Genomic DNA, 21,274 nt, shown 5'->3' with positions numbered 1-21,274 from the left:
CTCGGTAGTTTAGAGCTTGATAGCCAGGGTTTCGGGCTGCTGCGACTGCTGCTGGTGCTCGGCGCCGTCGTAGACCTTGAGCTTGCGATACATCGCGCGGCCCAGGGGGCCCTTGGGAAGCATGCCCTTCACGGCGCTCTCGATGATGCGGCCGGGGAAGGTGATCTTCATGACGTCGGCCCGGACCTCAACCATGCTGCCGGGCTGGGTGCTCGTGCGGCGGTAGAACTTCTGGGTGGCCTTCTTGCCGGTGAAGACGGCCTTGGCGGCATTGATCACCACCACATGGTCGCCCGTGTCGATGAAGGGGGTCCAGGTGGGCTTGCTCTTGCCCGAAAGGACGTCCGCGACGACGGTGCTCAGGCGGCCCACGGGCAGCCCGGTGGCGTCGACGACGAACCACTTGCGATTGACTAGGTCTTGACCCTTGGGGAAATAGGTGCTCATGGCCGAACTCCGGAAACCTACGAATTCGATGTGAAATCCATCGTCAAGCTGCCCATCTGGTGATGCGCAGAACACCAACTTTATCGTTGATGCCCTAAGGGGTCAAGGACTCTTTTGGCACTGAGGCGAGGCTCCAGAGCTCCTGGGCCACCCGCCCGGCGCCCATCCCGTCGATGAGGGCCATGCCGTCTCGCACCTGCTCCTGGCGCGTCTCCTGGCCCTCGGGACCCAGCCACTGCTCCAGGGCGTCCCGGGTGGCCTCGGGGTCGGCGTCGGTGCCCATGCCCAGGTCCAGGCACCCCCCGGCGCGGGCCAGGTCCGAGAGCATGACCTGCTGGCGGTCGTTCTGGCCCCAGGTGGCCGCGGGCACGCCCATGCACAGGGCTTCGGCCAGGGTGATGCCGCCGGCGCACCAGATGGCGTCGAAGGACTGGAGGTGGCGGGTGAGCCCCGGCAGGCTCTGGAGCACCCGGCAGCCCGGGAAGGGCTTGGCCTCCAGGCCCTGGGGGGCCAGGACGGTGCAGGCGCCGGTCCAGCGCCCCGAGGCCTCCAGGCTCCGCAGCACCTCCAGGGCGCGCCCCGCCAGCCCGGGGCCGTCGGTGCCTCCGAAGGTCACGAGGAGCTTGTGCACCGCCAGGGGCTGGAGCGGCTCCCGCCGGGGCCGGGCGGCCAGGGCCTGGGGATCCACCACGACGTAGTGGGTGCCGCGCAGGATCCGGCAGGCGCCGCGCCGGGTCTCCAGGGGGCGGACCTTGCGGCCGTCCACGACCTTCAGGGGGGACGCGGGCCAGGAGACGCCCTCCAGGTAGGGCTGGAAGAGCAGGTCGGCGGCCTCGTGGGCATCCCCTTCGTCCTCCATGAGGGCGACCTTCGGGGGGCGCGCCCCGGCCACGTCGGCCTGGGTGGCGTCCCACAGGTCCACCAGGACGACGTCGGCTTCGGCCCTGAGGGATTCCGGCAGTGCGGCGTGGATGTCCTCGCCCAGGTCCACGGTGCGGCAGGGCAGGGGCTGGCCGTCGAAGGGATGGAGGCCCTTGCCCACCTGGCGGGCCCGCGCGTCACCCGAGACGGCGATGCAGGCGGCGCCGCCCAGGCCGCGCCAGTGTTCCTGGAGAACCAGGGCCCGGGCCAGGTGGCCGAAGCCGAGGCGAAGATCGGTGTGGACGCGGAGGACGAGGAAGGGGCTCATGGGGCTCTGGGGTTTCAATGGAAGAAAGTCTAGCCGTAAACCGGCGTTCTCCCGCTAGGGGAAAAGATGTCCTTCCCGGAACCCGGGTTCCGGGAACGCCGCCGCCGGGGAGACGGCCATGGGCCAGCCGTCCTTGAAGTAGGCTTCCTTGTAGCGCACGTAGCGCTGCCAGATGCCCGCCACCAGCTCGCGCTGCGCGGGGGACAGCGGCCCCTTGACCGTGGCGGGCCATCCGGCCACGAGGGTCCCCGGCGGCGCCTTGAACCCCTCCTTGACCAGCGACCCGGCCGCCACCAGGCAGCCCTCGCCCACCTCCGCGCCGTCCATGATCGTGCTGCTCATGCCCACCAGGGCCCCCCGGCGCACGGTGCAACCGTGGAGCATGACGTTGTGGGCCACGCTCACCTCGTCCTCCAGGGTGAGGGCCCACTTGCCGTTGGTGACGTGGAGGCAGCAGAAGTCCTGGATGTTCACCCTGCGGCCGATGGTGATGGCGTTGACGTCTCCCCGCAGGACGCAGTTGAACCACACCGACGCGTCGTCGCCGATGGCCACGTCGCCCAGGACCGTGGCGCCCGGGGCCACCAGCACCCGCTGGCCAATGCGCGGAGCCATGCCTTGGAAGGGGATGATCACGATGCACCTCGACGTCCACGATAACCGGAAGGGGAAGCCCGGGCCGGTGGGGCGCCGGTGGGGCGCCAGTGGGGCATTGTATACGGCAATCATCGAACCAGGGCCCGGGTCCCCGCACACAGAAGTCACGCGGCGCCTGGGGTGGCTTGAATGCCTGCCCCGACGCCGGCATCGCGAACGGAGGGCGGAATGGCCAGGCAGCGGCTTGTGGAAGGCATGTTCTATGCGACGATCCTCGCCCAGGGCCTCCATGGGGCGGATCGCCGCATGCCCCCCCAGGCGGGTTCCGAGTCCTCGCAGTTCTTCGCCCGGGGTTTCGAACTGGAATTCGGCACCGACTTCGAAATGGACCTGGGCGGCATTCCCCTCAACACCCCCTCCCACGTGCACGGCCCGGGCTTCCTGGACCCGTCCCTGGTGATCCCGGAGGTGGTGGAGGGTTTCCAGTACGCCAAGGGCCCCTACCGCTCGGCCCAGACCGCGGTGGCGGGGAAGGCCTCGCTGGAGCTGGTGCCCGCGCAGCGGGAACCCTTCCTGTCGTTCACCTACGGCGGGGCCCGCACGGACCGCTTCGCGCGGTTCCTGTGGACCGAGACCCTGCCGTCCCGGTTCACCTACGCCCTGGACCTCACCCGCAACGAGCGGCCCTGGGACGACCTTACGGGTTCGGCCCGCCTCAACCTCGCGTTGCGCCAGGATGGCGAGGGCCCCCGGGGCCGGTGGAGCCTCACGTTCCTGGGCTCCGACGACCAGACCGACGCCGGCGGCGCCAGCCCCGCGCGGCCCTGGAAGGGGGACGGCGGCGCCGACGACGCCAGGCTGGGCGACGGCACCTGGAACCAGCGGGCGCTCCTGGGCTGGCGCCTGGCCTCAGGGGAAGGGCCGGGGGGCTCCCGGCGCATCCGGGTCTACGCCGGCACCCACCATCACCGGATCTGGAACAACTGGACCTACTTCCTTCTCGACCCCGTGAACGGGGACCAGACCGAGCAGGTCGACCGCAGGGCCTTCCTGGGGGTGGACGCCGAGACCACCTGGACGCGGGGCGCCTGGACCCACACCCTGGGCGCCCAGGGCCGCGCGGACCGCGTGAAGGCCGAGGTGACGCCCACCGCCGGCCGGAAGCGCCTGGGCGCCTCCCCCGTGCCCGGGCTGGCCGCCCGCGGCGGCCTGTACCATGGCACCCTCCACGGCCAGAGCACCCTGCGTCTGGGGGGCGGGTGGGAAGCCTTCCTGGGCATGCGCCTGGACGCCCACCGGAACCAGGTCAGCGCCCTGGCCGGCCCCTGGACGCCCCAGGACCGCGGACAGACCTTGGGCAGCCCCCGGGCCGGCCTCTCCTTCTCCCCGGCCGAGGGCACGGTCTTCTCGGCCAGCGCCGGACGCGGCTTCCGCATCGGCGACGCGTTCCGGGACACCCGGCCCATGGTGCGCACCACCAGCGCCGAGGTGAGCGCCCAGACCCGGCCCCTGGACCCGTGGGTGGCGAGCCTGACGGTGTGGCGCCTGGACCTGGAAGCCGAAGTGCTCTTCGACCCGGCCCAGAACGCCTTCACGGCCCGGGGCCCGGCCCGCCACGAGGGCATCGAACTCTACAACGACGTGCGCACCGGGCCCTGGCGCGCGGAGCTGGCCTGGGGCTGGAACCGGGCCGCCTTCAAGAAGCCCGCCCACGGCCTGGACCGGGTGCCCGGCTCGGTCCCCCTGACCGGGTACCTGGGCGTGGGCTGGGCCGACCATGGACTCACCCTGGAAGCCAAGGTCCGGCGCACGGGGGTTCGCCCCCTCACGGGAGACGGCGCCGTCACCGCGAGGCGCCAGGACGCCCTGGAGCTGAAGGCGCAGGTGGACCTGGAAACGTGGTCCTTCGGGGTGGAGGTGATCAACGCATTCAACTGGAAGAAATATAACTACCAGTACCACTACGCCTCCCGCTTCCCGGATGGCGACCCGACCCCGGACCGGCACCTGAAGCCCGCCGATCCCCAGGCCATCCGGGTGGAAGTGCGCCGGCGATTCTGATGTGGACAAATCCCTGAGAGGTGCTACTCTGATGGACCGCGGGCGTATAACTCAGCGGTAGAGTGCTACCTTCACACGGTAGAAGTCTCAGGTTCGAATCCTGATATGCCCACCACCGACACATGGCCCCTGGGTAAAACCGGGGGCCATCTGATTGGAAGTCGAAAACTCCGCAACCGGGACTCCACGAGGTGATTCCATGCCCTTCATCAACGCCGTCCAGCTCCGCGTCGGAATGATCATCAATTTCGAAGGCGAACTCTGCCGCGTGACGTTCGTCGAGCACCAGACCCCGGGCAACCTCCCCGCCCGCATCGCCACCAAGATGAAGCGCCTGAAGGACGGCCTCAATCGCGAGAACCGCTTCGGTTCCGCCGAGAAGGTCGACAAGGCGAGCCTCGAGCAGCACATGATGGAATTCCTCTACGAGGACGGCGACAACATCGTGCTCATGAACGGCGAGACCTACGAGCAGCTGGAGATCCCCAAGGAGTTCATGGGCGACGACGCCGTCTTCCTCCAGCCCAACATGGTGGTCGAAGTGGAGTTCTACGAGGAGAAGGCCCTGAGCATCACCCTTCCTCCCAGCGTCGTCCTGGAGATCGTCGAGACCGAGCCCGTCATGAAGAACGCCAACGCCACCGGCTCCTACAAGCCCGCGAAGATGGAGAACGGCGTCATCGTGAACGTCCCGCCCTACATGGAAGCGGGCGAGAAGATCCGCGTGAACACCGTGGACCGCACCTTCATGGAACGGGTCAAGTAGCAGCCCTTCATACTCGAAAAGGCCCCGGTTTCCGGGGCCTTTTCACGTACCTGGAACCCCCGGCCCCTGGCCGGCATCTCAACGGGACGTCCTCTTCAGGAGACCCGGGTGAGGGAAAACGGCATCTACATCCTGTTGGTCAGCGTCCACGGACTGGTGCGCGGCCTGTCGCCGGAACTGGGCCGCGACCCGGACACCGGGGGGCAGGTGCTTTACGTGCTGGAACTGGCCAAGGCGCTGGGCCGGAGGCCGGAGGTCGCCCAGGTGGACCTGCTCACGCGCCTGGTGCAGGATCCCGGCCTGACCGCGGACTACGCCCAGCCCGAGGAGGCCCTGGGACCCAACGCCCGCATCATCCGCCTGCCCTTCGGCCCGCGGCGCTACGTGCGCAAGGAGCGGCTCTGGGATCACCTGGACCAGCTGGTGGACCGGTTCCTGGTGTACGCCCGGGAACTCCCTCGTCTGCCGGACGTGATCCACAGCCACTACGGGGACGCGGGCCTGGTGGCCCAGCGCCTCTCCGCGCTCCTGGGCATCCCCTTCCTCCACACCGGGCACTCCCTGGGGCGGTGCAAGCGGGACCGCCTCCTGCGGGCCGGGGGCAAGGAAGCCGCCCTGGAGCGCACCTTCCACTTCGAGCGGCGCATCCAAGCCGAGGACGAGGTGCTGCGCCACGCCGCGCGGGTGGTGGCCAGCACCCGCCAGGAGGTGGCCGAGCAGTACGGCCTCTACCCCCACTTCGACCCGCGCCGGGCCGTGGTGATCCCGCCGGGAACGGACCTGGACCGCTTCACCCCGCCGGCCTCCCGGCACCCCGAACCCGCCATGGCGGCCCTGGTGGACCGCTTCCTAGCGCGCCCCCGCAAGCCCCTGGTGCTCTGCATCGGCCGCCCCGTGCCCTCCAAGAACATCCTGGGCCTGGTGGAGGCCTACGGGCTCGACGCGCGCCTGCGGGCCCAGGCCAACCTCCTGCTGGTGGCCGGCCACCACGAGGACATCCGCGACATGGACGAGGAGGGCCGCCGCACCTGGGAGGAGCTGCTGCTCACCCTGGACCGCTTCGACCTCTTCGGGTCCGTGGCCTTCCCCCGCACCCACCGCCCGGAGGACGTTCCCGGGTTCTACCGGCTGGCGGCGCAGCGCCGGGGCGTCTACGTGAACCCCTCGGTGCAGGAGAGCTTCGGCCTCACGCTCATCGAGGCCGCCGCCACGGGGCTGCCCGTGGTGACCACCGACTGCGGCGGGCCCAGGGACATCGTGGCCAACTGCCGCAACGGCGCCGTGGTGGAATCCCTGGAGCCCGCGGCCCTGTCCGCGGCCATCCGGGACGCCCTGGAGGACCCGTCGCGATGGGCATCCTGGGCCCGCAACGGCCTCCGGCGGGTGCGCGAAACCTACAGCTGGGACGCCCACGTGGGGAAGTACCTGAAGGTCGTCCAGCAGGTCCTCAAGCGCGGCCGGAAGCAGGCCCGGAGGGCCCGGGCCGACCTGGACCCCGCCCCGGGCACCTCCCCCTTCCTCCACGCCCGGGCCGCCCTCATCTGCGATCTGGACGGCACCCTCCTGGGGGACCGGGAGTCCCTGGAGCAGCTCCTGGCCTGGATCAGGGCCCAGCGCGGCGCCCTGGCCTTCGGGGTGGCCACGGGCCGCAAGCTGGACAACGCGCTGTGGGCGCTGCGCACCTGGGGCGTGCCCGAGCCCGACGTGATCATCAGCGGCATCGGCACCGAGATCCGCTACGGGTTCAACCGCGCCCACGACCAGGCCTGGGAGAACCACATCCGCCAGGGCTGGAGGCGGGAGGACCTGGCCGCGGCCCTCAAGGACGTGCCCGGTCTCCGGCTCCAGAACCACCGCAAGCAGGGGCCCTACAAGCTCAGCTACACCGTCAAGCCCAGCCGGATGCCGCCCCTGGAGACCCTGGTGGCCACCCTCCACGCCGCGGGCCTGCAGGCCAACCTGGTCTACTCCGAATCCCGGAACCTGGACGTGCTGCCCCGGTGCGCCTCCAAGGGCCACGCGGTGCGCTACCTGGCCTTCAAGTGGGGCATTCCCCCCGACCGCTTCCTGGTGGCCGGGGATTCCGGCAACGACCGGGACATGCTCCTGGGCGACATGCTGGGGATCGTGGTGGGGAACCACAGCCCCGAACTGGCCCCGCTGCGGGGGCGGGCCCGGGTCTTCTTCGCCAACCAGCCCTGCGCCGCGGGGATCCTGGAGGGGATCCGCCACTACAGCCTCCGGTTCCCGCTGCCTCTCACGTTCATGTGAGGTCCCGGCCCGGAGGCTCCAGGATCCGGAGGCCCGGCATGGCCAGGCTGACCTCGGCGCTCTCCAGGTAGATGCCCAGGCTGCGCCCCGAGAACCGGGTGTCCACCAGGGAAAGGCGCACGACCCCGTTGACCGAGAGCTCGATGTAGCCCGCCCACCGGATGAGCCGCAGGGTGTAGCGGCGGTCCGGGATGGGCGTGAACTCTCCCACCTGGAGGCTCTCGTAGATGTAGTTCTGGAACACCCGCTCCAGGCGGTTGCCCCAGGCGCGGATCTGGGCCTTGCCCCGCTCCGTGTCCAGGGAGATGAAGTAGCCGTTGAGCAGGTCGTCCAGCCCGAAGACCAGCCCGCAGTCGCCCTGGCGCAGCGTCTGCCAGTCCAGTTCCCAGATCCAGGACCCCTCCGCGGACGGCACCGTGAAGAGCTCGAAGCCGCTGCGGCACGCGAAGCGGATGCGCTCGCCGTCCACCTCGCAGCTGGAGGTGGGGTTGTCCAGGCAGGGCCTGAACGCGTCCCGCTGGAAGGGGACCGCCTCCCGGGCCTTCTCGGCCCAGCGGTGGTAGCTCACCAGTTCCAGCCTGCCGTCGCCGCGCCGGCGCAGCTCCTTGGGCGGGGGAAGGCTGCGGGCCCCCGTCTCCACGTTGACCCCGTCGATGTAGAAGGAATAGACGAGGGTGCGGTCGCCGTCCCGCATGGTCCGCGCCGCGTAGTTGCCCTTGGGGAGCAGGACGTTGTTGTTGAAGGCCCGGTATTCGCCCTGGAAGGTGTCGCACCACCAGTAATGCACCTCCACGTCCTCCCGGATGGAACCGATGAGGTAGTAGGTCCCTTCCAGCTCCACCAGGCAGGGGCACTCGATGTCGTCGTACATCCGGGGGAAGAAGAGGGGCGGCTCGATGACGTAGCCTTCCTCGGCCCGGCGCACCAGGCCCACGCAGCCCCGCCGGCTGACCGGACCGCCGATCACCCGGGCGCAGAGCAGGAGCCATTCCTGGTCGGCGCTCCGCCACAGGAAGGGATCCCGGAAGGACACCCAGCCCCGCTCGGAGTAGCCGGGTCCCTCGTAGTGGCTGCCCGTGGGCAAGAGCGGCAGGTTCTTCTCGTTCTCCTTGCGCCAGGCCACCAGGTCGCGGGAAACGGCCCGGCCGATGCGCTGGAAGTAGCCGTTCTCTGCCCGGTGCAGCCCGGTGTAGAACATCTCGTAGAGCTTGCGCGCCGGGTTGTGGCTCACGTGCATGGTCCAGAGCATGTCGTCGTCCCAGGTCCCGGGCTCCCCCGTGAAAATGGCGTTGCGGGTGCGCGCCCAGTTCATGCCGTCCGGGCTCACGGCATGGGCGATGTAGTCGTGGTTGGGAAGCACCAGGTGGAACAGGTGGAACAACTTGCCCCGCCGGATGACGTCGATGTCGCCGATCTCCCACTCCCTGAACCCGCGAGATGTGTACATCCCCTGTCCTTCGAAGGTTTTTGTCCAACCGTGCATGGGTTTGATTCCCGCCGGCCCCGCCCGTTCCCGAAGGTTGTAAAGATTGCCAGGACGGGAATGTCCAAATCCTTACCGGGTGGTCTGTTAATGACCTGCACAGGGATTCACGATCGACCACGTTGTGTGATACAAATCACTGTGCAATTTGGGGTGCTCATGGGGCAGGCCATCGTGAATCTGAGACGGATCGACTACCTGGCAGGGTTGCCCACGGCGGAAGCCGAGGAACTGGCCGCCGTCAGTGAGCTGCGGCGGTACCCCAACGGCAGCCCGGTCTTCACCCAGGGCGAGGCCATGCCCGGCGTGTTCGTGGTGGTGCAGGGGGCCCTGAAGGTGTTCCGCACCGACGGCCGCGGCAAGATCCAGGTCATCGACATCCTGCAGCCTGGCACCTGCGTGGGCGAGGTCCAGGTGTTCGACGGCGGCGTGGCCGCCAGCGGCGCCGAGGCCCACGGGGACACCGAGTGCTGGCTGGTGCCCGCCGGCGCCCTGCGCATCATGGCCACCAAGAACAACGCCGTGGCCATGTGCATGATCCAGCACTTCGCCGGCAAGGTGCGCCACCTCATCTCCCTGGTGGAGACGCTCAGCCTCCACAGCGTTCCCGAACGGGTCGGCCAGCTGATCCTGGAATACCAGGGCCGCAACCCCGGCCGGGCCCTGGTGGAATTCAAGGAGACCCAGGAGGATCTGGCCCAGTGCATCGGCGCGAGCCGCGAGGCCTTCAGTCGGGCCCTGAGGCTGCTGGCGGACCTGGGCCTGATCCAGAGCACGTTCCCGGTGGTCAGGATCCTCGACATCCAGAAACTGCAGCGCTACGCCCGGGGCTGAGCCCACGGCGAACTGCGGGAACGGCTTGGTCCTTTGATTGGAACCTGTTCCTGATATCGAAACGGGAATGGCCAATACCCGATCGGCTCGGCGCATGGAGCCCTCTGCGCCCCAGCGTTTGATCTTTTCGTTGGTCCTTCCGATACGCTCCGGACAATCCGATAAGAGCCGCCATTCATGGCGCCTGTCGTCATCCTCGCGATGGGAGCGTCGAAAACCCGCTCAGGCCTTCATCAACTGCTTGTGCATCGCATCCGCGGCGCGCCGCCCCTGGCCCATGGCCAGGATCACCGTCGCCCCACCGGTGATGACGTCGCCCCCGGCGAAGACGCCGGGCACGGTGGTCTCCCCGGTGGCCTCGTCCACCCGCACCACGCCGCCCTTGAGGGTCTTGAGGCGTTCCTCGGTCTGGGCGATGAGGGGGTTCACCGAGAAGCCCAGGGCCACCACCAGCGTGTCGCAGGGCAGGGTCACGGTCTCCGCGGTGGCGCGCACGCCGCGGCGGCCGTCGGGGCCGGGTTCGGTGAGCTCCATGACGGCGCACTCGATGTGGGTGATCCAGCCCTTGTCGTTGCCGATGCAGCGCAGGGGGTTGGTGAGGAAGTGGAAGTGCACGCCCTCCTCCTCGGTGTGCTCCAGTTCCTCCTTGCGGGCCGTGGATTCCTTGATGGTGCGGCGGTAGACGATGGAGACCGATTCGGGGCCCAGGCGCTTGGCGGCGCGGGAGGCGTCCATGGCGGTGTTGCCGCAGCCCACGATGACGACGTGCTTTCCGACCGTCACCGGCGTGCCGGATTCGGGGAAGCGGTCGGCGCGCATGAGGTTGATGCGGGTGAGGAACTCGTTGGCGGTGTAGATGCCCTTGAAGTCCTCGCCGGGGATGCCCAGCATGCCGGGAAGGCCCGCGCCGGTGCCCATGAAGACGGCGTCGTACTCCTCCTTCAGCTCGGCCAGGGTCATGCTCCGGCCCACCAGGGTGTTCAGGACGAACTTCACGCCCATGCGGCGCAGGGTGTCCACTTCCTTTTCCACGATGGCGTTGGGCAGGCGGAATTCGGGGATGCCGTAGAGCAGCACGCCGCCGGGGCGGTGCAGGGCGTCGAACACCGTGACGTCGTGGCCCTTGCCGGCCAGTTCACCGGCGACGGTCAGGCCCGCGGGGCCCGCGCCCACCACGGCCACCTTGCGGCCCGTGGCCGGCTCCATGGGCGGGGTTTCGGGCTCGGCGGCCAGCAGCGCGTCGGCGGCGAACCGCTCCAGGCGCCCGATGCTCACGGCGTCACCCTTGATGCCCACCACGCACTTGGCCTCGCACTGCTTTTCCTGCGGGCACACCCGGCCGCACACGGCGGGCAGGCTCGAGGACTGCTTGAGGATGCGGGCCGCCTCCAGGGGGTTGCCCGCCTCGATCTGCTTGACGAAGGCGGGGATGTTGATGTTGACCGGGCAGCCCTCGATGCACTTGGGCACCTTGCAGTCCAGGCACCGCGCGGCCTCCAGGCGGGCCTGCTCGGGGTTGAGGGCCAGGGTCACTTCCGAGAAGTTGCCCACGCGGACGGCGGGGTCCTGGCAGGCTGCGATCTGGCGGGGGATCTTCATGCGCTGGGCGGGCTTGAGGGCGGAAAGGTCCAGGTTCTGCCAGTCCAGGTCGGCCACGGGCGGGATGAAGGGCATGTCCGCATCGGTCACCGGGTGGTTCGGCATGCCCAGGTTGCACACGTGGTCCACGGCCGAGGCCTCGTCCTCCTTGTACCAGTTCTGGCGCATGCGGAGCATGTTGAAGTCGACCTTGTGGCCGTCGAAGTCGGGGCCGTCGAAGCAGGCGAACTTCATCTCGCCGCCCACGGTCACCCGGCACCCGCCGCACATGCCCGTGCCGTCCACCATGAGCGCGTTCAGGCTCACCAGCGTGAAGATGCCCTTGGGCCGGGTGGCTTCGGACACCGCCTGCATCATGGGCATGGGACCCACCGCCACCACCTCGGCCACGGGCTCCCGCTCCAGGATCTCGGCCAGGGGCTGGGTCACGATGCCCTGGCGGCCCAGGGTGCCGTCGTCGGTGGTGATGATGAGCTCGTCGGACGCCGCGTCCAGTTCCTCGGCCAGGAGCACCCGCTCCCGGGAACGGCCGCCCAGCACGGTGATGACCCGCTGGCCCCGGGCCTTGAGGGCCTGGGCCGCGGGCAGGATGGCCGCGCTGCCGTAGCCGCCGGCCACCAGCACCACGGTGCCTTCCTCCACCAGCTCCGTGGGCCTGCCCATGGGGCCGGCCACCGCGAAGAGCTTGTCGCCCTGGTTGAGCTTGCCCATGGCCTTGGTGGTGGCGCCCACCTCCACCATGACGAAGCGGATCCAGCCCTTGCGGGCGTCGCCGTCGGCGAGGGTGAGGGGGATGCGCTCGCTCTTCTCGAAGGGGGCCACCATGAGGAACTGGCCGGGCTTGCGGCCCCGGGCCACCATGGGGGCCTGCACGATGAAGCTCCAGGTCTCGGGGGCCAGGAGGCGCTTTTCCAGGATGAGGTAGCCGTCGGCGTTCACCTCGTCGCCCATGTACAGGGACTTCCCCTTGAGCAGGGGCAGCATGATGTGCTCTTCCGTGTCGATGTGCTGGCGGATCAGGTCCATGAGCCGCCGGGCCTGTTCCTGGTAGGGGCCGGGCTCGGCCACCACGCCGCCGGCGTTGGCGGCCAGGAGGAGCAGGGTGAGGTCCCACATCTCCCGGTGGTCCCCGATGAGCTGGTCCATGAGGGCCTCGGCGCCCAGCTCGTCCAGGAGGGGCAGCAGCTCGCGTTCCTCGGCCTCGTTGTGGGGTCGGAGCACCTCGTACACCCACCGGCAGACCCGGTCCACCTGGACCCAGTCCCGGGCCAGGAGGGCCGAAGCCAGTTCGGACATCTTCGTCATGGCGGAAAGGTGAAGCAGGTGCCACTCGCCCATGGAGGTTTCGTCGTGGACCACTGAAGAGGCGGGGATGGGCATGGATATCTCCTGGATTTGTTCAATATGCACCAAGGATGGGGGCTGAGGGGCACGCCCGCCCCGCAATGTGCCCGACATCACGCGGTGATCTTTGATTAATAATTGACCCCGAGGTCAAAAAAATCGATTGAAAAAAATTTATCATGAAAGCTAAAATTTTTCATTCAAGCGGAGGAACACCATGACCCGGACCGTAGTCATCGCCATCGGCGGCAACTCCCTCATCGCGGACGATTCCCACCAGTCGGTGGCCGACCAGTACGAGGCCGCGGCTGAAACCTGCGTGCACATCGCGTCCATGCTCAAGGCCGAAGACCTGCGCCTGGTGGTGACCCACGGGAACGGACCCCAGGTGGGGTTCATCCTGCGCCGGTCCGAACTGGCCGCCCAGGAACTGCACATGGTGCCCCTGGACTCCTGCGTGGCCGACACCCAGGGCGCCCTGGGCTACCACCTGCAGCGCGCCATGCACAACGAGTTCAAGCGCCGGGGCGTGGCCCGCACGCCGGCCACCGTGGTCACCCAGGTGCTGGTGGACCGGGCCGACCCGGCCTTCGCCAAGCCCAACAAGCCCATCGGCTCCTTCATGAGCGCCGAGCAGGCCGAGCTGCACCGGGCCCAGGACGGCTGGGACCTGGTGGAGGACGCGGGGCGCGGCTTCCGCCGCGTGGTGGCCTCGCCCAGGCCCCAGGTGATCCTGGAGCTGGAGGCCATCCGGAGCCTGCTGGACGCCGGCTTCGTGGTGGTGGCCGGGGGCGGCGGGGGCATCCCCGTGGTGGAGGACGCCGACGGCCGCCTGCAGGGCGCCGCCGCCGTCATCGACAAGGACCTGGCCTCGAGCCTCATGGCCCGTCAGCTGGGCGCCGAACTGCTGATCATCTCCACCGCGGTGGAGCAGGTGTGCCTGGACTTCGGCAAGCCCACCCAGCGGGCCCTTTCCCGCATGACCCTGGCCGAGGCCCGGACGTACATCCAAGAGGGCCACTTCAAGCCCGGCAGCATGCTGCCCAAGATCCAGGCCGTGGTGGCCTTCCTGGAAGGGGGCGGCAAGGAGGCCCTCATCACCGACCCCGCCCACCTAGCCCAGGCCCTCCGCGGCGAGACGGGCACGCGCATCGTGGGGTGAGCTGACGGGGGGATCCTACAGCTTGAAGTGCCGCACCTTCGCCTGCAGGTCCTCCGAGAGCTTCGTCAGGTCCTGGGCGGTTCGGGCCACTTCCGAATTGGAGGCCGACATCTGGGTCACCGCGGAAGCCACCGCGATGGCCTGCTGGGAACTGGTGTCCACCTGTCTGGACACGTCGGCGCCGGCGCTGGCCTGCTCCACGGTGGCGGCGGCCACGGTGCGGGTCTGGCCGGCGAAGTCGGCCAGGGTCCTCCGGATGGCCTCCAGGGTCTCCACCGTGGTGTCCACGGTGGTCTCGCCCTTGGCCACGGCCTGGCGGGCCGCGTCGATGAGGGCGCTGACCTCCTTGGCGGAGGTTCCGCTGCGTTCGGCGAGCTTGCGCACCTCCTCGGCGACCACGGAGAAGCCCTTGCCCTGGGCCCCGGCCTTGGCGGCCTCGATGGCGGCGTTGAGCGAAAGGAGGTTGGTCTGGTTGGCGATCTCCTGGATCACCCCCACGGCCGCGGAGATCTGGCCCGCGGTGCCGGAGATCTCCTCCATGGCCGCGTTGGTGCTCGAGCCCGCCGCCTGGCCGCGGTCCGTGGCCAGAAGGGCCTCGTCCAGCAGCTGGAGGGAGGCCTGGGCCCCGGTGTTCACGGAATCGATGGAACAGGCCAGCTCGTTCACGGAAGCCGCCATGGATTCGCTGCCCTGGCGCAGGCTCTCGGAGGCCCGGGCGATGTCCTGGGACGTGGCGGCCATCTGCTCCGCGGACGCCGACAGCTGCACGGCGCCGCTGGCCACGCCCTCAACCCCGCCGCGCACGTCCATGAGCACCGCCTGGAGGCGGGCCAGCATGGCGTTCAGGCCCGCGCCCATCTCGCCGAACTCGTCCTTCCGGTCCAGCTGCGCCCGGGCGGTGAGGTCGCCCTCGGCCACCGCGCCCAGGAGCTTCCCGAAGGCCACCAGGGGATCATTGACCTGCTTGACCACGACCCAGCCCAGGAAGGCCCCGGCGAGGAGGCCCAGGGTCGCGAAGCTGATGCCCAGGGTCGTCCCCCGGCGGAACTGAGCCCGGCCGTCCTCCAGGGCCTCGGAGGCCCGGCGGGCGTTGTCCTTCACCAGGGCGGCGCCCAGGGGGCCCATTTGACGGTCCAGGGGGTCGATCTGTTCCCGGAGGATCCGCCGGCCTCCCTCCGCGTCGCCCCGGCGGGAGGCGGGCAGGATCAGGTCCCTCCGGATCCGCACCTGCTCGAGGAGGAGGGCGTGGTACTGGGGACCTACCTTCATGCCCACCTCGGACGTGAGGGATTGTTTGTAGCGCTCCCAGGCCGCCGCCAGGCTCTCGTCCATCTTGTCCATGTCGGCCTCGATGGCCGCCCTCTCCGCGGGGCTGGTGGCCCTCAGGTGGTTGTTGGCCAGCACCAGGGCCCGCAGGGTGGCGGTGCGCACCGTGGTGAGGTCGCCCACGGGCAGCAGCTGGTCGTGGTAGATCTGCTCGCACCGGCTCTGGGCGGCCCACACGTCCTTGATGGCCAGGGCCAGGGTCGCCAGAAGCACGAAGGAGAAGGTCCCCACCACGAGCTGGATCTTTCGTTTGACGGGGAGGTTCCTGAAATCGAGCATGGGCGGTCCTTGCGAGGGTGCGACCCCGCAGGGCGCATGGGGAACGGGGGCGAATCCTCCTGGAGGCATGCTGCGCCACGGTCGGATTCTGGTGGATGCCCAAGCATCGGGGGCATCCGGGAACCGCGTCCAATATCTTTTGGGAATGTCTTTGATCGTTTTCCGGTATCAAGGCATGGAAAGGGCCGGACCCGGGGGCCCGGCCCTTTCCCGTGCCGCGGCGTCTAGTTGTTGGAACGGCGGTCGGCCTTCTTGCGGTCGTTCTCTGAGAGGATGCGCTTGCGCATGCGCACGAAGTTGGGGGTGACCTCCACCAGCTCGTCCTGCTCGATGTACTCCAGGGCCTGTTCCAGGGTGTGGTCCCGGGGCGGGGTGATGCGGGTGGCCTCGTCGGCGCCCGAGGAGCGCATATTGCTGAGCTTCTTGACCTTGCCGATATTGACCACCAGGTCGTTCTCCCGGGCGTGCTCGCCGACGATCATGCCTTCGTAGCACTTGAAGCCGGGATGCACGAACATGACGCCCCGGTCCTCCAGGCTCATGAGCGCGAAGCCCACGGCCTCGGTCTGGTCCATGGAGATCAGCACGCCGTTCTTGCGCCGGGGCAGTTCGCCCTTGTACGGGCCGTAGTGGCTGAAGAGGCTGTGGAGGATGCCCTCGCCGCGGGTGTCGGTCATGAATTCGGAGCGGTAGCCGATGAGGCCGCGGCTGGGGATCTTGAAGTGCAGGCGGATGCGGCCCATCTCGTTGGCCATGTCCTGCATCTCGGCCTTGCGGGCGCCCAGCTTCTCCATGACCACGCCCATGAACTCCTCGGGCACGTCGATGGTGATGTCCTCGTACGGTTCGAGCTTCTCGCCGGTGACGGGGTCGGTGTGCAGGATCACCTCGGGGCGGCTCACGCAGAGCTCGAAGCCCTCGCGGCGCATGGTCTCGATGAGCACCGCCAGGTGCAGCTCGCCGCGGCCGGAGACCTTGAAGCTGTCGGGGCTCTCGGAATCCTCCACGCGCAGGGCGACGTTGTGCTGGAGCTCCTTGGTCAGGCGCTCCCGGATGCGGCGGCTCTGGGTGTGCTTGCCGTCCTGGCCCGCGAAGGGGCCGTTGTTGACGACGAACATCATGGAGATGGTGGGCTCGTCGATGTCCACGTATTCCAGGGCCTGGGGGTTCTCCTGGCTGGCGATGGTCTCGCCCACCCGGATGTCGGGGATGCCGGCCAGGGCGATGATCTCGCCCGCTGAGGCCTCGGTGAGGTTCACCCGGGTCAGGCCCTCGAAGCCGTAGAGCATCGAGACCTTCTGGTTCTGGATGGAGCCGTCCCGCTTGATGAGCGCCACCTGCTCGCCCACCTTGATGCGCCCGTTGACGATGCGGCCGATGCCGATCTGGCCCACGAAGTCGTTGTAGTCCATGAGGGTGACCAGCATCTGCAGGGGGGCCTCGGGGTCGCCCTTGGGGGCCGGGCAGTGCTTGACGATGGCGTCGAACAGGGGATCCAGGCTTTCGGCGGGATCGTTGATGTCCATCATCGCGTAGCCCTGCTTGGCGCTGGCGAACACGCAGCAGAAGTCCAGCTGCTCCTCCGTGGCGCCCAGCTCGATGAGGAGCTCGAACACCGCGTCCTGGCTCCACAGGGGCCGGGCTCCGGGGCGGTCCACCTTGTTGATGACCACGATGGGCCGCAGGCCCAGGGCCAGGGCCTTGCGGGTGACGAACTTGGTCTGGGGCATGGGGCCGTCAAAGGCGTCGACCACCAGGAGGACCGAGTCCACCATGCTCAGCACCCGCTCCACCTCGCCGCCGAAGTCGGCGTGGCCGGGGGTGTCGACGATGTTGAAGCGGTAGCCGCCCCAGTGCATGGCCGTGGTCTTCGCGAGGATGGTGATGCCGCGTTCCCGTTCCTGGTCGTTGCTGTCCATGGCCCGTTCCTGGACCCTCTGGTTGTCCCGGAACATGTGGGCGCCCTTGAACATGGCGTCCACCAGGGTGGTCTTGCCATGATCGACGTGGGCGATGATGGCGATGTTGCGGATCTTCTCGATGGCGGTCATTCGGGTCCTTGGAAAGATCTGGCAGCCGGGTGCGGTCCTGGCAGAACCGTAGATTTTAACAGAGGAAAGGCATTTCACCCATCCCGGATTTGCCGGGAAGGCTTAAGATGGTGCGGAAACCTTCCCTGGATTCAAGGAAAAAGTCGCGGAGCGGGTCATGCATATCAATGAATTGCTCACCACAATCGTGGACCTGGGGGGGTCCGACCTCCACCTCAAGGTCGGGAACTACCCGGTTGCCCGGGTGAAGGGCCGCCTCACCCCCCTGACGCAGTTCAAGAAGCTGGTGCAGGAAGACACCATCGCCATGGCCTACTCCATCATGGCCACGGACCGGCAGAAGGCTAAGTTCAAAGAGAACATGGATATCGATCTTGCCTACTCGGTTCCCGCCCTGGGCCGGTTCCGTTGCAACATCTTCAACCAGCGGGGCACGGTGGGCATGGTCCTGCGCGTGATCCCCCGGCGCATCTTCTCCATCGAGGACCTGATGCTGCCCCGGGCCCTGAACAAGATCTGCGAGGAGCAGCGCGGCCTGGTCCTGGTCACCGGCACCACCGGTTCGGGCAAGTCCACCACCCTGGCGGCCATGATCGACCTCATCAACGCCACCCGAAGTGAGCATATCCTCACGATCGAGGACCCCATCGAATACCTCCACCGGGATAACCTCTCCATCATCAACCAGCGCGAGGTGGAGGCCGACTGCAAGAGCTTCGCCACCGCCCTGCGGGCCGCCCTGCGCCAGGACCCCGACGTCATCCTCGTGGGCGAGATGCGCGACTACGAGACCATCGAGACCGCCATCCACGCGGCCGAGACCGGTCACCTGGTCTTCTCCACCCTCCACACCCTGGACGCCTCGGAAACCATCAACCGCGTCATCTCGGTCTTCCCGCCCCACCACCAGAAGCAGATCCGCATCCAGTTGAGCCAGGTGCTCAAGGCCGTCATCTCCCAGCGCCTGGTGCCCCGGGCCGACGGGCAGGGCCGGGTGCCCGCCGTGGAGGTCCTCATCGCCACCGAGACCGTCAAGGCGTGCATCGAGGACAAGGACCGCACCAAGGGCCTCAAGGACGTCATCGCCCAGGGCACCAGCCAGTACGGAATGCAGACTTTCGACCAGAGCCTCTACTTCCTTCTCCAGGAAGGACTCATCACCGTGGAGGAGGCCCTCAAGCGGGCAACCAACGTGGGCGAATTCAAGCTCCGCCTGGAGGGCATCGCCTCCACCGCCGAGATGTCCCGGACCAACATGGACAAGGGCATGTCCATCAGCTCCGGCCTGGGCCGGGAGGCCGGCGGCACGCCGCTGTCCCCCCAGGCCCCCAGGCCCGACCCGAGAACCCCCCAGAACAAGCCCGGGGACCCGGGCCCGGGCGGGGACATCAAGATCACCTTGGCGCGGTAGCGCTGGCCTCCGAAAGAAGGCTTGTGAACTGAGCGGCGGACGTCCATCCTTGGGTAAATCCATTGCGAGGATGAAAACCATGCCCTTGAAGGTCCGGGAACTGGCCTCCATGATCGGCCTGCCCTGGTGGTTGCGGATCACCATCAAGGTGGCGCTCGGCCATGTGCCCCTGGCGCATCGCCACTGGAAGGCCCTGGGGTTGTTCGAGCACGGGCGGATGGAAAACCTGGCCTATGCGCGCCGGGTCTGGGAAAACCACTCCGGCGCCCTCGTGCACTGCCAGGGTACGCCCACGAAAAGGCTGCTGGAGCTGGGACCGGGGGAGGGCGGCTTCACCATCGGCAATGCCTTGGCCGCGGGGTTCGAAACCGTCTGCCTGGTGGACGTCCAACGGTTGTTCGAGCCTTCGGCCTACCTCACGCCCGAAGCCCTGGCCCTGTGCGGGGCCTCCCTGCCGCCGGACCTGGCCCGGTCCCGGGTCCGGTACCAGACCGGGGGGCTGCCCTGCCTTCGGGGCCAAGCCAGCGACGCCTTCGACCTGGTGTTCTCCAACACCGTGCTGCAGCATGTCCGCCGCGCCGAGGTGCCGGCCCACCTGCGGGAACTGTTCCGCATCACCCGCCCGGGGGGCGTGGGCTCCCACCGGGTGGACTTCCGGGACATGCTGGGGGGCTCGCTGAACAACCTGCGCATCGGTTCGGGACTCTGGGAGCGGGACTGGTTCGCCCGTTCCGGCTTCTACACCAACCGCCTTCGCCATTCCGAACTGATCGGCGGGTTCCGGGCCGCCGGGTTCGAGATCCTCAAGGATGGGGTCGACCTGTTCGACGGGTGCCCCGAGGCCGCCCGGCACCGCTGCCGCGAGTTCCGGGGGCTGACGGAGGAGGACCTCCGGGTCAAGGGCTGCAACCTCGTGGTCCGGAAGCCCCTGGCATCGGCACCGTCCCATCAGTAGGGAACGCCCCGCGCGGCGAGAGCCTGCCTCCTCAAGGCCGCGAGGGCACTGAACCGCTGCTAAGGGAAGCCCACCCGCGCTTTTCCTCCGGCTTGACCGGTTCCACCAGCGAATCCAGGGGCACGATGCCGCCATCCTTTCCCTCGGCGAGGGAGACCCATCCCGGCTCCACCAACTGCCATTGGCGGGTGTAGCCGTCCCGGCGGACCAGGGTGTCCATGGATTCGTTGGGAACGCGCCGGAGTTTGCGGGTGGCCGGATCGAAGCCAAGAAGGAGGAATGTCTCGTCGGAGCCGTCATAGCCGCCATGGATGGGCCATTTTCCTGAGGCGATGAAGGTCTGTTGCTCGGAGGGCGCAAGGGTATTCCAAAGGCGCATGATCGCAGCCTCGTCCCAATGGTTTTTTTGGCGCACCTGGATGGGGAAATAGATCTCCCCGGTTTGACCGATGAAGGGGTTGCCGGTGAAGTGAGGCGGCACGGGCACCACTCGAGCGCCTCGTTCGTCGGTTTCAAGGTCGATCATCCCTTCGACCAACCTTCGGAGGCTATCCGTCTCCAGGGCCGTGATCGTCCTTTGCCCGAAGGGCACACGAAACAGGGATCCGTTGGACAGGAGAAGGTAGAAGTCCCAATTCGAGGCCACGGCACAGGCGTCGAAGGGGCCCAGTCCGGCATCCAGGTCGAGAAGGGGCGTGAGCCGTTCTTCCACGAAATCATACAACTCGATGGAGGTCTTCTGCGTTTTCCCGGGTTCCGTAATGCCTGGCATGCGGAGGAGCAGGGCCCTTTCCATGGTCCCAGCCAGGAACCGGAGGTGCCCAGGCAGGACCGCCGGCTTTTTCCAGATCCACCGGGACTCAAGGTTCGAAACCTCCAGCCAGCCTAGGTTCAGGGCGATGCTTTCGCGGCCCCGGTTGGCCGTGCAATAGGCAAAGGTCCCGTCAAAGGAGAGATCGGACGCGTCCTGAAAGCCGGGGCCCCCGATGGTTGGCTGGACGCCCCTGGAAAACCTGCTTTCAGCCTCGGACCTGGAGTGGATCCTGTCTTGAATGACGAGCCATTGCCGGTTGCGATCCCAGACGGGGTGGTTTGGATCGAAGGGAGCGGTTTGCGCGGAAATTGAAGTCGCAAATAGTAGGAGGGGCAGGAATCTTGGCAACTTGGACATGGGGTGCCTTACCGTTGATACATCAGATGCTTGGTTCCCCGCCCATGGAAATAGACTCCATTGCCGTTGCATTGGCAGATGGCAAATCCGATCCGGCCATTGCATCGCTCGATGGAGGCAAGGCAATGACCCTTGAAAAGGGGGGCGTTGAATTGGAAAGTGCAGGGGAGTGGGCAAAGCCTACCGCAATCCGTGGCGGGAAGTCGTCCAGCCGCCCCGCCCGCGGCCTCTTCCATGCATCTTCGGGCCTGTTCCGGGTCATCAATCCCGGAGCATGGATCAGAATTGGCGGGACGTTGGATCCCGGTGGGGTCGTTGGCCCCCAGGG

15 protein-coding genes and 1 tRNA gene are annotated in these 21,274 nt (G+C 68.0%); 8 read left to right on the top strand and 8 right to left on the bottom strand.

The window, feature by feature from the left end; translation table 11 throughout:
- Positions 1-9 precede the first annotated feature (9 nt).
- The 3 genes from rplM to ACZ5LB_RS11810 form a co-directional block, all read right to left on the bottom strand.
- Positions 10-447 (bottom strand): 50S ribosomal protein L13, encoded by a 438-nt coding sequence (gene rplM, locus ACZ5LB_RS11820; RefSeq protein ID WP_306602199.1) that lies wholly within the window; start codon positions 445-447, stop codon positions 10-12.
- A gap of 94 nt (positions 448-541) precedes the next feature.
- A complete protein-coding gene (locus ACZ5LB_RS11815; protein ID WP_464602423.1) occupies positions 542-1,636 on the bottom strand; it encodes a hypothetical protein in 1,095 nt (364 codons plus the stop codon).
- Positions 1,637-1,690: 54 nt separating this feature from the next.
- Positions 1,691-2,272 carry a gamma carbonic anhydrase family protein gene (locus ACZ5LB_RS11810; RefSeq protein ID WP_464602422.1) on the bottom strand — a complete coding sequence of 194 codons (582 nt, stop codon included), beginning with the start codon at positions 2,270-2,272 and terminating at the stop codon, positions 1,691-1,693.
- Positions 2,273-2,461: 189 nt separating this feature from the next.
- On the opposite strand from ACZ5LB_RS11810, the gene ACZ5LB_RS11805 reads away from it, so the two are divergent.
- The 4 genes from ACZ5LB_RS11805 to ACZ5LB_RS11790 all read left to right on the top strand — a co-directional run bounded on the left by ACZ5LB_RS11805 (position 2,462) and on the right by ACZ5LB_RS11790 (position 7,331).
- Positions 2,462-4,294 carry a TonB-dependent receptor domain-containing protein gene (locus ACZ5LB_RS11805; RefSeq protein WP_464602421.1) on the top strand — a complete coding sequence of 611 codons (1,833 nt, stop codon included), beginning with the start codon at positions 2,462-2,464 and terminating at the stop codon, positions 4,292-4,294.
- Positions 4,295-4,334: 40 nt separating this feature from the next.
- Positions 4,335-4,409 (top strand) — tRNA-Val (locus ACZ5LB_RS11800).
- A gap of 84 nt (positions 4,410-4,493) precedes the next feature.
- Positions 4,494-5,060, top strand: coding sequence for an elongation factor P (gene efp / locus ACZ5LB_RS11795; protein ID WP_464602420.1), 567 nt, complete (start codon positions 4,494-4,496; stop codon positions 5,058-5,060).
- 108 nt (positions 5,061-5,168) lie between these two features.
- Positions 5,169-7,331 carry an HAD-IIB family hydrolase gene (locus tag ACZ5LB_RS11790; RefSeq protein WP_464602419.1) on the top strand — a complete coding sequence of 721 codons (2,163 nt, stop codon included), beginning with the start codon at positions 5,169-5,171 and terminating at the stop codon, positions 7,329-7,331.
- Here ACZ5LB_RS11790 and ACZ5LB_RS11785 read toward each other — a convergent pair.
- On the bottom strand, positions 7,324-8,778 hold the full coding sequence (locus tag ACZ5LB_RS11785) for a glycoside hydrolase family protein (protein WP_464602418.1): 1,455 nt from the start codon (positions 8,776-8,778) through the stop codon (positions 7,324-7,326). The genes ACZ5LB_RS11790 and ACZ5LB_RS11785 overlap by 8 nt on opposite strands.
- 210 nt (positions 8,779-8,988) lie before the next feature.
- Between ACZ5LB_RS11785 and ACZ5LB_RS11780 the strand changes: the two genes are divergently transcribed.
- Positions 8,989-9,648 (top strand): Crp/Fnr family transcriptional regulator, encoded by a 660-nt coding sequence (locus ACZ5LB_RS11780; RefSeq protein WP_464602417.1) that lies wholly within the window; start codon positions 8,989-8,991, stop codon positions 9,646-9,648.
- A 222-nt stretch (positions 9,649-9,870) separates the two neighbouring features.
- Here ACZ5LB_RS11780 and gltA read toward each other — a convergent pair whose 3' ends face one another.
- Positions 9,871-12,627 (bottom strand): NADPH-dependent glutamate synthase, encoded by a 2,757-nt coding sequence (gltA, locus tag ACZ5LB_RS11775; protein ID WP_464602416.1) that lies wholly within the window; start codon positions 12,625-12,627, stop codon positions 9,871-9,873.
- 181 nt (positions 12,628-12,808) lie between these two features.
- Here gltA and ACZ5LB_RS11770 point away from each other — a divergent pair, with 181 nt between their 5' ends.
- Positions 12,809-13,753, top strand: coding sequence for a carbamate kinase (locus tag ACZ5LB_RS11770; RefSeq protein ID WP_464602415.1), 945 nt, complete (start codon positions 12,809-12,811; stop codon positions 13,751-13,753).
- Between the two features lie 15 nt (positions 13,754-13,768).
- Here the strand turns inward: ACZ5LB_RS11770 and ACZ5LB_RS11765 are convergent, their stop codons facing one another.
- Both ACZ5LB_RS11765 and typA read right to left on the bottom strand, forming a co-directional pair.
- Positions 13,769-15,358, bottom strand: a complete 1,590-nt coding sequence (locus tag ACZ5LB_RS11765) for a methyl-accepting chemotaxis protein (protein ID WP_464602414.1) — start codon at positions 15,356-15,358, stop codon at positions 13,769-13,771.
- 224 nt (positions 15,359-15,582) lie between these two features.
- On the bottom strand, positions 15,583-17,409 hold the full coding sequence (typA, locus tag ACZ5LB_RS11760) for a translational GTPase TypA (protein ID WP_464602413.1): 1,827 nt from the start codon (positions 17,407-17,409) through the stop codon (positions 15,583-15,585).
- 157 nt (positions 17,410-17,566) lie between these two features.
- Here typA and ACZ5LB_RS11755 point away from each other — a divergent pair, with 157 nt between their 5' ends.
- Positions 17,567-18,820, top strand: a complete 1,254-nt coding sequence (locus tag ACZ5LB_RS11755; RefSeq protein WP_464602412.1) for a type IV pilus twitching motility protein PilT — start codon at positions 17,567-17,569, stop codon at positions 18,818-18,820.
- Positions 18,821-18,899: 79 nt separating this feature from the next.
- The gene (locus tag ACZ5LB_RS11750; protein ID WP_464602411.1) at positions 18,900-19,775 is read left to right on the top strand and encodes a class I SAM-dependent methyltransferase; all 876 of its coding nucleotides are present in this window, start codon (positions 18,900-18,902) and stop codon (positions 19,773-19,775) included.
- 31 nt (positions 19,776-19,806) lie between these two features.
- Here the strand turns inward: ACZ5LB_RS11750 and ACZ5LB_RS11745 are convergent, their stop codons facing one another.
- On the bottom strand, positions 19,807-20,946 hold the full coding sequence (locus ACZ5LB_RS11745) for a hypothetical protein (protein ID WP_464602410.1): 1,140 nt from the start codon (positions 20,944-20,946) through the stop codon (positions 19,807-19,809).
- Between the last annotated feature and the right edge of the window lie 328 nt (positions 20,947-21,274).

The organism is Mesoterricola sp. MK458 (genome assembly GCF_055384935.1).
Note: the sequence above shows the minus strand (reverse complement) of the source record. Positions and strands in the feature narration are given on the sequence as shown.

Excerpts from the sequence above, each read along its gene's own strand:
- rplM (WP_306602199.1), bottom strand. The coding sequence starts at position 447 with ATGAGCACCTATTTCCCCAAGGGTCAAGACCTAGTCAATCGCAAGTGG.
- ACZ5LB_RS11815 (WP_464602423.1), bottom strand. The coding sequence starts at position 1,636 with ATGAGCCCCTTCCTCGTCCTCCGCGTCCACACCGATCTTCGCCTCGGC.
- ACZ5LB_RS11805 (WP_464602421.1), top strand. The coding sequence starts at position 2,462 with ATGGCCAGGCAGCGGCTTGTGGAAGGCATGTTCTATGCGACGATCCTC.
- efp (WP_464602420.1), top strand. The coding sequence starts at position 4,494 with ATGCCCTTCATCAACGCCGTCCAGCTCCGCGTCGGAATGATCATCAAT.
- ACZ5LB_RS11785 (WP_464602418.1), bottom strand. The coding sequence starts at position 8,778 with ATGTACACATCTCGCGGGTTCAGGGAGTGGGAGATCGGCGACATCGAC.
- gltA (WP_464602416.1), bottom strand. The coding sequence starts at position 12,627 with ATGCCCATCCCCGCCTCTTCAGTGGTCCACGACGAAACCTCCATGGGC.
- ACZ5LB_RS11770 (WP_464602415.1), top strand. The coding sequence starts at position 12,809 with ATGACCCGGACCGTAGTCATCGCCATCGGCGGCAACTCCCTCATCGCG.
- ACZ5LB_RS11765 (WP_464602414.1), bottom strand. The coding sequence starts at position 15,358 with ATGCTCGATTTCAGGAACCTCCCCGTCAAACGAAAGATCCAGCTCGTG.
- typA (WP_464602413.1), bottom strand. The coding sequence starts at position 17,409 with ATGACCGCCATCGAGAAGATCCGCAACATCGCCATCATCGCCCACGTC.
- ACZ5LB_RS11755 (WP_464602412.1), top strand. The coding sequence starts at position 17,567 with ATGCATATCAATGAATTGCTCACCACAATCGTGGACCTGGGGGGGTCC.
- ACZ5LB_RS11750 (WP_464602411.1), top strand. The coding sequence starts at position 18,900 with ATGCCCTTGAAGGTCCGGGAACTGGCCTCCATGATCGGCCTGCCCTGG.
- ACZ5LB_RS11745 (WP_464602410.1), bottom strand. The coding sequence starts at position 20,946 with ATGTCCAAGTTGCCAAGATTCCTGCCCCTCCTACTATTTGCGACTTCA.